This is a genomic window from Agitococcus lubricus, from assembly GCF_003051055.1.
Lineage (GTDB): Bacteria > Pseudomonadota > Gammaproteobacteria > Pseudomonadales > Moraxellaceae > Agitococcus > Agitococcus lubricus.
On the sequence record NZ_QAON01000036.1, the window covers coordinates 1 to 9,179 of the forward strand.

Annotated in this window: 16 protein-coding genes; 4 read left to right on the plus strand and 12 right to left on the minus strand. The window is 35.8% G+C overall.

Annotated features, from left to right (window positions below; translation table 11 throughout):
• Positions 1 to 200: 200 nt before the first annotated feature.
• Positions 201 to 797, minus strand: coding sequence for a hypothetical protein (locus C8N29_RS15960; RefSeq protein WP_146164490.1), 597 nt, complete (start codon positions 795 to 797; stop codon positions 201 to 203).
• A gap of 13 nt (positions 798 to 810) precedes the next feature.
• On the opposite strand from C8N29_RS15960, the gene C8N29_RS15965 reads away from it, so the two are divergent.
• On the plus strand, positions 811 to 1,092 hold the full coding sequence (locus C8N29_RS15965; RefSeq protein ID WP_107867067.1) for a hypothetical protein: 282 nt from the start codon (positions 811 to 813) through the stop codon (positions 1,090 to 1,092).
• A gap of 124 nt (positions 1,093 to 1,216) precedes the next feature.
• On the opposite strand, the gene C8N29_RS16680 is transcribed toward C8N29_RS15965, so the two are convergent.
• The 10 genes from C8N29_RS16680 to C8N29_RS16020 form a co-directional block, all read right to left on the minus strand.
• Positions 1,217 to 1,468: a hypothetical protein gene (locus C8N29_RS16680; RefSeq protein WP_146164491.1), complete on the minus strand. Its 252-nt coding sequence runs from the start codon at positions 1,466 to 1,468 to the stop codon at positions 1,217 to 1,219.
• A 21-nt stretch (positions 1,469 to 1,489) separates the two neighbouring features.
• Entirely contained in the window at positions 1,490 to 1,729 is a 240-nt protein-coding gene (locus C8N29_RS15970) for a hypothetical protein (RefSeq protein WP_107867068.1), read from the minus strand.
• Positions 1,730 to 1,867: 138 nt separating this feature from the next.
• Entirely contained in the window at positions 1,868 to 2,149 is a 282-nt protein-coding gene (locus C8N29_RS15975) for a helix-turn-helix domain-containing protein (protein WP_107867069.1), read from the minus strand.
• The gene (locus C8N29_RS15980) at positions 2,139 to 2,456 is read right to left on the minus strand and encodes a transcriptional regulator (protein WP_107867070.1); all 318 of its coding nucleotides are present in this window, start codon (positions 2,454 to 2,456) and stop codon (positions 2,139 to 2,141) included. The genes C8N29_RS15975 and C8N29_RS15980 overlap by 11 nt, the downstream gene beginning before the upstream one ends.
• A 659-nt stretch (positions 2,457 to 3,115) precedes the next feature.
• Positions 3,116 to 3,508: a hypothetical protein gene (locus C8N29_RS15990; RefSeq protein WP_146164492.1), complete on the minus strand. Its 393-nt coding sequence runs from the start codon at positions 3,506 to 3,508 to the stop codon at positions 3,116 to 3,118.
• A gap of 703 nt (positions 3,509 to 4,211) precedes the next feature.
• Positions 4,212 to 4,556 carry a hypothetical protein gene (locus C8N29_RS15995; RefSeq protein ID WP_107867073.1) on the minus strand — a complete coding sequence of 115 codons (345 nt, stop codon included), beginning with the start codon at positions 4,554 to 4,556 and terminating at the stop codon, positions 4,212 to 4,214.
• A 691-nt stretch (positions 4,557 to 5,247) separates the two neighbouring features.
• Positions 5,248 to 5,658 carry a hypothetical protein gene (locus tag C8N29_RS16005; protein WP_107867075.1) on the minus strand — a complete coding sequence of 137 codons (411 nt, stop codon included), beginning with the start codon at positions 5,656 to 5,658 and terminating at the stop codon, positions 5,248 to 5,250.
• Between the two features lie 131 nt (positions 5,659 to 5,789).
• The gene (locus C8N29_RS16010; RefSeq protein WP_107867076.1) at positions 5,790 to 6,245 is read right to left on the minus strand and encodes a hypothetical protein; all 456 of its coding nucleotides are present in this window, start codon (positions 6,243 to 6,245) and stop codon (positions 5,790 to 5,792) included.
• A gap of 498 nt (positions 6,246 to 6,743) precedes the next feature.
• Positions 6,744 to 6,902, minus strand: a complete 159-nt coding sequence (locus C8N29_RS16900) for a hypothetical protein (RefSeq protein ID WP_170107019.1) — start codon at positions 6,900 to 6,902, stop codon at positions 6,744 to 6,746.
• A gap of 242 nt (positions 6,903 to 7,144) precedes the next feature.
• Positions 7,145 to 7,480 (minus strand): hypothetical protein, encoded by a 336-nt coding sequence (locus C8N29_RS16020; protein WP_107867078.1) that lies wholly within the window; start codon positions 7,478 to 7,480, stop codon positions 7,145 to 7,147.
• A gap of 147 nt (positions 7,481 to 7,627) precedes the next feature.
• On the opposite strand from C8N29_RS16020, the gene C8N29_RS16025 reads away from it, so the two are divergent.
• From C8N29_RS16025 to C8N29_RS16905, 3 genes are read left to right on the plus strand one after another with little or no spacing between them, the layout of a single operon-like run.
• The gene (locus C8N29_RS16025; RefSeq protein WP_107867079.1) at positions 7,628 to 7,813 is read left to right on the plus strand and encodes a hypothetical protein; all 186 of its coding nucleotides are present in this window, start codon (positions 7,628 to 7,630) and stop codon (positions 7,811 to 7,813) included.
• Positions 7,810 to 8,058: a hypothetical protein gene (locus C8N29_RS16030; protein ID WP_107867080.1), complete on the plus strand. Its 249-nt coding sequence runs from the start codon at positions 7,810 to 7,812 to the stop codon at positions 8,056 to 8,058. The genes C8N29_RS16025 and C8N29_RS16030 overlap by 4 nt, the downstream gene beginning before the upstream one ends.
• 18 nt (positions 8,059 to 8,076) lie before the next feature.
• A complete protein-coding gene (locus C8N29_RS16905) occupies positions 8,077 to 8,241 on the plus strand; it encodes a hypothetical protein (protein WP_170107020.1) in 165 nt (54 codons plus the stop codon).
• A 461-nt stretch (positions 8,242 to 8,702) separates the two neighbouring features.
• Here C8N29_RS16905 and C8N29_RS16035 read toward each other — a convergent pair whose 3' ends face one another.
• Entirely contained in the window at positions 8,703 to 9,059 is a 357-nt protein-coding gene (locus C8N29_RS16035; RefSeq protein WP_107867081.1) for a hypothetical protein, read from the minus strand.
• Positions 9,060 to 9,179: the final 120 nt, after the last annotated feature.

The window sequence follows — 9,179 nt, forward strand, 5'->3', positions numbered from 1 at the left end:
GAAAAAATGAGGCAATTGTAGCAATAAAAACTCTTAGTAAAGTCATTTACTCAACCACTCCTGTGAATAATTCTAACTATACGCTAAGGGGTAACACCCCACAGCAAAATAAAACCTGATCTTAACCTCAGAACCATCAAAAAATGCCCAATAATCGGCTGGGGTGTTATCCCACTTGAGCGCGAAGTTAGAATTTCAAATTACAAAGATAACTCTTTGTTTTTTATAAACTTTCTATACATAATTTTTAATCTTTCAATATCACAAACAGGCAAATTTTTATCAGAAAACTCTCTTAACTCGAATCCGTCATAAGTCACGGCTGTAAATACTTTATCAGGACGATCCTGAAACAGGATATCGATAACCCATTGCCCAATGGCATCTTGATTTATAGCAAGAACAATAAATTTACTCTTATAGTATGCCAATTCATATTTTTTTAAAGGCTCATATTCTGTTTCTGAGCTAGCACCACTACCCATTTTTCCAGCAAGATAAGAATCAAAAGCTTCTCTCAGGTATTGCACATCTGGGCTTGTATAGGTGTGCTTATAAGTCTTAAGCCCCTCTTTAGATATAACAATCTCTTTGATGTTTGTATTGCACTCAGTTGCAGTACAGAACAAAGGAAAAAGAATCCCTAAAATCAAAAGCATACTCTTCATAAAAATTCTAACTATTGCAATAAGAGGAAACGCCCTCTTGATAACCGCTACTTTACGGTAGCACAAACTTAATAAATAACTCAAGTCAGTATGGGGCGTTTTCCTGCTTGATTGCTGAGTTAAACGCATAAAGGTGATAGTAATGAAATTTGTAAAAAAACCTGTGGTTATTGATGCTGTACAGTGGACAGGTAAAAACCATAGAGAAATGTATAATTTTTTAGAAGGCACAAATGATGTTGTAGAGCAGCCAACAGGAAAGAACTTTGAAATAAACCACAGTCTTGTTAGGGGTGGCTTAATTATCAAAACATTAGAAGGTCAACATATTGCAAGTATTGGCGATTGGATTATTAAGGGTGTAAAAGGTGAGTTTTACCCATGTAAGCCTGATATTTTTGCCGCCACATACGACAGCGTCTAACTTAAAATTAACTGGCACAACCCCACAACAAAGTAAACAAGTGAGAGTTTGCCAAAAACCTAAAAATTTCACCGTAATCGGTCGGGGTTGTGTCCAGTTGAATGATTAGTTAGATATTACACAACTACTTCAACTCCACTATTTGCCCAATCTTTAGTTTTGGTAAATCATTTGCTGTAACTAAAGTAAATGTAAAAACCTTAAAATCAGGCTCGCCATTAGTAGTTAATGCCCTAGGTCTAGAAATATCTCTTCTTATTGGAACACTATCTAAACGTGGCAATAATGAAAGAGTAAAGTTTCCCTCTCCCATTTGACGTGCAAAAACATAAGCTGGCCTACTTTTAGTAGCAATGTATTCAATTTTAAATTTCACATAGAACCTATTTATTCAAATTTATAGGTCAAAATCTTTAGGAAATTTAATGGCTTCATCATATGATGCACCTTCAATTTTATCTGCCCCTATCAATCTAGTATTCCAAGCATAATTAAGATGAGTATATACAGAATTGATTAAAACAAAAGTAACAACATCTACTAGGTCAGAATCTTGTTCTGACTCAATCTCTTTAATTAAATTATCAAGCTGACTTCTTGCTAGCTTTAAATTCGTTAATAGCCAATTTTTATCCATAAATATCTAACTTAACATTAACTGGCACAACCCCACAACAAAATAAACAAGTGAGAGTTTGCCAAAATTATTAAAAAATACCAAACCAAGCGTGGGGTTGTGTCCAGTTGAATGATTAGTTAGAACTTAGACACAAAACTAAGCCATTACTTCCATAATTACATCAGGACGAGATAACGCTATACGAATTAAGGTTTGTGCTGCGCCAGAGGGTTGACGGCGGCCTTGTTCCCAATCCTGCAATGTACGTTTTGAAATATGCAGAACATTGGCAAATTGCTGTTGAGAAAGCCCCACTTTATGTCGTGCTTCTATAACATCACTGATATTAACCTTCGTTTCACGAGCGCGGATATCAGCTTTCATTTCACGAACGGATTGAAGTAAATCCTCAGTGAATTTTGTCATTTCAGCGTCCATTTTCAACTACCTCTCGCAAAGAATTTAAGAACTCAACAGGCAAATTATCAAACTTACTTTTAGTGTAGACAATTAATAACCAAATTTGCCCATTTTCAAGACGATTATAATAGATCACTCTTGCCCCACCACGCTTACCCATGCCTGTACGAGACCAACGTACTTTTCGTAAACCTTTTGTATGGGGTATAACATCACCAGAATCAGGATTTTCAGCAATCCAAGAGATAAAGTCTTCTCGCTCAGACTGACTCCACACATCAGCCGCATAACGCTGAAATACTGGAGTTTCGATAACTGTGTACATAATATTTCCGATGTTGTTTTATCAGATTATACGGCTTTGCCGCATAAAATCAAGCAACATCAACAAGCCAAAAGTATTATTCAAAATAGTTCTAACTTAACATTAACTGGCACAACCCCACAGCAAAATAAACAAGTGAGACGTTGCCAAAAACTTAAAAAATATCACCATAAGCGGCTGGGGTTGTGTCCAGTTGAATGTAGAGTTAGACAAACTGTTGGTAAAGCAACAATCTACAAAATCAACTCTATCCTTTTTCCGCACACACAGAACCTACAGCAGCCGCAGCGTTTATGCCGTAAAAATACCCTAAGCACAACGAAATTACAAACAGACTTTGCGATAATTGTTACCCATGACTTTTGCTTAACGATGCTTTTTAACATTTTAAAAAAAACCAAAAGTCACCTTAAAACATCAGCCTAACGAAAAACATGAACAGTTAAGCAAAGAAAGTAACCGTAAATACCTTAAAAAACTAACGCTAGCGATAAAAAGTACCGTACTTAACAACAAGTCAGACCTACACAAACATCAAAACGTCTAACTGCCAGCTTAACGCGCAAGTGCCCAACAACAACGCAAACAAGAAACCGTAATCACAAATGCCGAAAAATGAGCAATAAGTGGCTGGGTACTTGTCGCAGTTGAAGCTGAAGTTAGGTTTGCTCATTATTGGTTTTCCCTTTACCGCGATACTCGTCGATAAACTCAAAAAATCGTTTTAAAGCTTGATCGTGCTGCTCTTCACTGGCATCGAGTTTAAAGCTGATATTCCATGAATGGTTTGGTGGTAAACCTAATATGTTTGCCAAAATCATATTCGACCAACCAGCCGTTGAACTAGGATACCCTAATTTTCTTTGCACCCAATTATGGAACTCATAAAAATCTGGTGAGGTAACATCTTTAGCTCCAATATCTCTCATTGCTTGCTGATAGCCACTCAAATATATCGACATACTTATAGTAGAAGGCTCACCGATAAACATGCCAGATCTTCTGCGCACGAGATCAATTATTTTGTAAAGATCGTATTCACCTTTTCCCATTTTTAAAAACCTAACTTAAAATTAACTGGCGCAACCCCGCAATAAAATAAACAAGTGAAAGGTTGCCAAAAACTTAAAAAATATCACCGTAATCGGCTGGGGTTGTGTCCAGTTGAATTATTAGTTAGAAATGTGCAGCGCACTGCACCAACTTAACCAACGATGAATAGCTAACCCAACACAAACAAAATAACCTGACGCTTTAAAAAAGAAAACTTAAATTCGCCTTTAAATGAAACAGGTCATTTAATTTAACGTTAAAAACTCAGATTTCTTTTCAACTTTGGCACAAACTCATAAGCCCAAAACAATTACACAAGAAGTTAAATCATTGCTTTAAATAACCATTTCAACTCAAACATAAAAACCTGAGTTGCTGATTGTTTAAAAAACTCAAATTTTCGCGCTTACAAAGAAAACAACAAACGCCAAAAACTCAACCTTACGCACTTGAAATAACTTAACACGCGAAAGCATCAAAACAAAACCACCTAACCCAAAGAACTTCTAACTTAAAATTAACTGGCACAACCCCACAGCAAAATAAGCAAGTGAGAGTTTGCCAAAATTATAAAAAATATCACCATAATCGGTCGGGGTTGTGTCCAGTTGAATTATTAGTTAGACATAAGAATTTTCAAATATTCATGAATATTTACTTGTAAACCGACAATAACTTAAGACATAGAAAGTTAAATACTTTTTAGTTATTGATTATGTATGTTCCTGACTTTACTATTATTTTTTTAGTGCCAACTTTGGCATCTGTCCATTTCTCTCGATTTTTATAGCCATTCTCACACATTAACCTATAATCATCTGGCGTATTTTCTAACTGTTGTACGGTGGCTTTATCATTGTACAACTCCGTGTTTGCTAAAATCCTTAATCTCTTAATCGACAATTCAATCTCAGATATTTGCCCATAAATCGTAGCATCCATTGGAAACTTGCTTAATTGTTCCTCAAGCTCTTCCTTCCAAAAAACTAAACGTTTAATAACATTTTTCGTAGCCTTATAAGACTCGAAATCTTCACCTAACTCCATATTTTTCTCTTTAAAAAGCAGAATATCGCCAAAATGTCTAACTAGGCGCTTAACGCGCAAGTACCCACAACAACATTAAAAACTGAGATTACCTCAGAACCATAAAAAACAACACAATAATCGGCTGGGTACTTGTCGCTGTTGAAGCAAAAGTTAGAATTTAACAGCCATTAATTAAAACAATTATAAAAATTATTATTCATTAACTTTTATACGTTTTTTATCTTGATAATACTTGCTTACAATAAGGCAAACGGAAAATCCTGCCAAGAAACATATGTGCCATATTTGATATGCTTCTTTCAGTACATAGGAATTTCTGAAAAAAATATAACAAGAAGCCATTACTATTGTATATACAATTATTAATAATAAAAAAATAATAAAAATTGTAAGATTATTCAAATATTTATTCGTAAATAAACCGAGCTTTGAAATATAATGAAATTTATTAGACAAATATTTCACTAATAATTGGCTAAAAACACCTACAAGAAAGCCTAATATTGAAAATAAAACCAGTTCCGTAATCATTGCATTTCTCTAATGATTCCTTCATAAAAATTCTAACTACCTGCGCTAAGGGGTAACGCCCCACAGCAAAATAAAACCTGAGACTGACCTCAGAACCATCAAAAAATGCCCAATAAGCGGCTGGGGCGTTATCCCACTTGAGCACTAAGTTAGAGCTTCATGAGTCCCAAGGTATTTCTTTGAGTTCCCATGCACTTTCAAATCTTGTTCTGCTCACAATTTTGTTTGGAGCTTCACTTTTTCTATCGCTAGAATAATCAGAACTCCAGAGATAGCACTCTTTCGACCAAGTCAAAATTATCTCTGCTTTACTCCAATACAAATTAGAAAGCAGGCTCTCAAACTCTTTTAGCCACTCTTCGTTTAAGCCGTAAAACTCCTTATATCCAGCTGCAAAGTGTATATGACTGCCGTAATAAGCATGAAATTTACTTTGTGGAACAAAGGAAAACAAGCATTTAGTTAAGTAAGTGCCAATCTCTGGAAGAGCTTGAAGTTGCAAAAGATTATGAGCATCTTCTACTCCATTAGTGAACCCTTCAATAAATCCATAGACTGATACAGGCATATTTGCTCTAACTAGGCGCATAACGCGCAAGTACCCACAACAAAATTGAAAGCTGAGACTACCTCAGAACCATAAAAAAATACACAATAATCGGCTGGGTACTTGTCGCTGTTGATGCGGGAGTTAGATTGTTATTTTAATCTATTATTGATGCTCCTAGAATTAAATAAAAAAATAAATCCCAAAATTAATTGCACAGTCCCTTTAACAAAACTAGGAGATTGTTTTATGAGTAAATCCTCATAATATGAGTGACTGGATAGATAAAAAAACACTACCATTTCTGGTATAGCCTCTGATAATAAAAAAAGACCTATAATAATTATCATTGAGGTAGTCAAATTATCAGAATTTTTGATATTTATTTCCTTATCATGCGTTTCAGCAGGCACTATCAATAATGATAAAAACTTAGAAAATCTCCAAGATAAAATACTTACAATCATACATGCAAAACTAATAAGAAAAAAAATTTTGTCTATTTGGCTATCTACACCTCTGCTCGAAAAAAGTAAAAGCAATGAATATGTAGCCAACCAAATACAAAAAAATCGTATGCCAATTATTACTATATCTACAACATTCATACTTAAAATCTAACTATACGCTAAGGGGTAACGCCCCACAGCAAAATAAAACCTGAGATTGACCTCAGTACTATCAAAAAATGCCCAATAATCGGCTGGGGCGTTATCCCACTTGAGCGTGAAGTGGACTAGTGAACTCACTCTACAAACAAAATTAGTTCACTATACAAATCGCAACTAGCGATGAACCGATACTACACTGCCCTTCCTGCCGCTCGGCGCAACTACATAAGCCTAACGATGCAGCCAGATGAGTGATAAAAACTCAAATATACTCGTAAAACACACAGTAACAAATAGATAGAAGATAAAAAAATATACAGCAAATCACACGCTAATAGTTGTCCAACTACCCGCGTAAGGCGCAAGCACCCAACAGAAAAATAAACAAAAGCTCAGCAATCACTGAATTCAAAAATAGCCCAATGAGTGGCTGGGTGCTTGTCGCACTTGACGCAAAAGTTAGGCAGTTCTTGCATGAAACTCCTTTTCAATACGTCATGTTAATTTTTTTTCTATTTCATCAACTAATTGATTTAGTCGCTGTACATCTTCTTCAACAATGGCGACTTCTTCTAATGTTGGATGAGAGTGAACTGCTTTATTTCTCAGCATTCGCAATTCGTTTAGCTCACGAAAAGCTGCATCATCAATCAATGACAGTCTACGCAATTCATCTAATGATGACAGAAGTGGTCTAATTCATCTTTCATCTATGCTATTTTTTATAAGTGCTGAATAAATGACTCGCTCTAGGCGTGCAGATGCTTGGATAAAGCGGCCAAGAAGCTCGGAAGTTTGTTTGTTTTTATCTTTTACGATTTCTTGAGCCTGATTAAGATACTCAATCCATTCATACATAGTATCAATAACAAAACGTGCGTCACTTTCTGTAACTTTTATCCCTGAATGGGTGACTTTGTTACGAATTTCTTTTGATTTTTATAGTCATTCCAAAGCTTATCCTTTTTATCAATTTTCAGCCCTGTCATCAATGGAATAAACAACCCCAATCTAGTATCAAAATCCATTCTTGTTTTTTCTTCAAGCCACTTCGTCAAATCAAGACCTACTCGCGCCTTTAATGCTGGAAAAGCTTTGTCTCTTACGTTAGCCTCTAAAGCAGTTATGGCCTCTAAAATTGCAGCTCGATACATATTTTGATTTTTTGTTGCGAATAATTTTTCAGCCGTTTCTAAAAGCTCTACAGGTGTAAGACTTCCTTGTACGCTCATATTTACTTTTCCTTAGCTTATTTTAAAGCCTAACTAATCGCGTAAGGCGTAACACCCACACGAATATCATTTAATAAATTTAGTCGATAATGCCAAAAAGTGCAATAAATGCTTGGGGTGTTATCGCACTTGACGCAGGAGTTAGGCATGGCTGAGTACATAGGCTCTGAGCTATACAATAGTATAAAAACCAACACAAAGGAACAGCTTTTGAATAAAAAGCGTTACATTGAAATGTCGATTGAATACTGGGAGGATAGAAGCAATAGTAAGCATTTAAGATTTTTTAACGATGCTTTAGTGCATTTAAACGAGAGAGTGAGCAAATTATGACAATCAGTGATTATGACGCAGAAGAACTGGCGGCTAACATTTTAGGTTTTGGTGAAGAATATGAACCCGATGAGGTGGAGCAAAAATTATTTGATGAGTATGAGATTAGTATGGATTGTTTCCACAAATTGATTTGTAAATTAGCCCCAATGTGCGAGGTTGGGCAAAGTCCTTTGAGTGGTAAAAAGTCACGCGGTTTTGCGGATATTCAAAACGCTTGCTTTATAGCAAGGGTTGATGCGTAATTTAGTTATGGGGGCTTTATGGCTGGTTTGATTTTTGGCGGAGTTCTGATTGTTGTTGGTGGGGCTTGGTGGCTGAGTCATTGCATGGATTTAGAAGCTAGTTCTGCAACATTTATTGCGCCATTAGTTGTTTTAACTGGTATTGGAATTTGTGTTGGTGGAAGTATATCAATACTTACATGAATGCCTAACTATACGCTAAGGGGTAACGCCCCATAACAAAATAAAACCTGAGACGTACCTCAGTACCTTCAAAAAATACCCAACAATCGGCTGGGGCGTTATCCCGCTTGAGCGTGAAGTTGGACTAGTAAACTCACACTACAAACAAAATTAGTTCACTATACAAATCACAACTAGCGATGAACCAATACAACACTGACCTTCATGTAGCTCGGCGCAACTACATAAGCCTAGCGATGCAGCCAGATGAGTGATAACAACTTAAATATACTCGTAAAACCCACAATAACAAATAGATATAAGATAAAAAATATACAGCAAATCAGACGCTAATAGTTGTCCAACTAGGCGCATAACGCGCAAGTACCCACAACAAAATTAAAAGCTGAGATTACCTCAGAACCATAAAAATTAACACTAAAATCGGCTGGGTACTTGTCGCTATTGATGCGGAAGTTAGCTTATAATAAAGAAGCAAACTGAGGATTTGAAACTGTTGCTTTAATTAAATCCTGAACTGCTGGAGATAAGGCATCAGCCGTAGCATTACATGCTGTAATTGCATCAAATCCACTTTTAAATTCATATCTGTTTGATACAAGTAATGATTTACCGTTTGAAGACTTCAAAGAGACCGAAATATCCCAGTAACCATTCGTTAATCCAGAAACAGATGAAAAATCAATTTTTGTAATATCACCAGTAATTTTTGTACCACTTTCAGAATAAATTTCTGCCATTTTCAATTCATCATTGAATGCTTTACTGATAAACGCAGAAATAGACAAGCCGTCAGCTGGCTCAATTGGCCCCATCATTCTACAGTTATTGCTAAAGTTAGCCGGTAATCATCCCTAAAAATAACCGCTTTCAAAAGTAGAATTTTCTCGTAGGATAAACGCAGGAGATTCTGCATGAAGACATCAAAATTTAGTGAC

Excerpts from the sequence above, each read along its gene's own strand:
- C8N29_RS15960 (WP_146164490.1), bottom strand. The coding sequence starts at position 797 with ATGCGTTTAACTCAGCAATCAAGCAGGAAAACGCCCCATACTGACTTG.
- C8N29_RS15965 (WP_107867067.1), top strand. The coding sequence starts at position 811 with ATGAAATTTGTAAAAAAACCTGTGGTTATTGATGCTGTACAGTGGACA.
- C8N29_RS15970 (WP_107867068.1), bottom strand. The coding sequence starts at position 1,729 with ATGGATAAAAATTGGCTATTAACGAATTTAAAGCTAGCAAGAAGTCAG.
- C8N29_RS15975 (WP_107867069.1), bottom strand. The coding sequence starts at position 2,149 with ATGGACGCTGAAATGACAAAATTCACTGAGGATTTACTTCAATCCGTT.
- C8N29_RS15980 (WP_107867070.1), bottom strand. The coding sequence starts at position 2,456 with ATGTACACAGTTATCGAAACTCCAGTATTTCAGCGTTATGCGGCTGAT.
- C8N29_RS15990 (WP_146164492.1), bottom strand. The coding sequence starts at position 3,508 with ATGGGAAAAGGTGAATACGATCTTTACAAAATAATTGATCTCGTGCGC.
- C8N29_RS15995 (WP_107867073.1), bottom strand. The coding sequence starts at position 4,556 with ATGGAGTTAGGTGAAGATTTCGAGTCTTATAAGGCTACGAAAAATGTT.
- C8N29_RS16005 (WP_107867075.1), bottom strand. The coding sequence starts at position 5,658 with ATGCCTGTATCAGTCTATGGATTTATTGAAGGGTTCACTAATGGAGTA.
- C8N29_RS16010 (WP_107867076.1), bottom strand. The coding sequence starts at position 6,245 with ATGAATGTTGTAGATATAGTAATAATTGGCATACGATTTTTTTGTATT.
- C8N29_RS16020 (WP_107867078.1), bottom strand. The coding sequence starts at position 7,480 with ATGAGCGTACAAGGAAGTCTTACACCTGTAGAGCTTTTAGAAACGGCT.
- C8N29_RS16025 (WP_107867079.1), top strand. The coding sequence starts at position 7,628 with ATGGCTGAGTACATAGGCTCTGAGCTATACAATAGTATAAAAACCAAC.
- C8N29_RS16030 (WP_107867080.1), top strand. The coding sequence starts at position 7,810 with ATGACAATCAGTGATTATGACGCAGAAGAACTGGCGGCTAACATTTTA.
- C8N29_RS16905 (WP_170107020.1), top strand. The coding sequence starts at position 8,077 with ATGGCTGGTTTGATTTTTGGCGGAGTTCTGATTGTTGTTGGTGGGGCT.
- C8N29_RS16035 (WP_107867081.1), bottom strand. The coding sequence starts at position 9,059 with ATGATGGGGCCAATTGAGCCAGCTGACGGCTTGTCTATTTCTGCGTTT.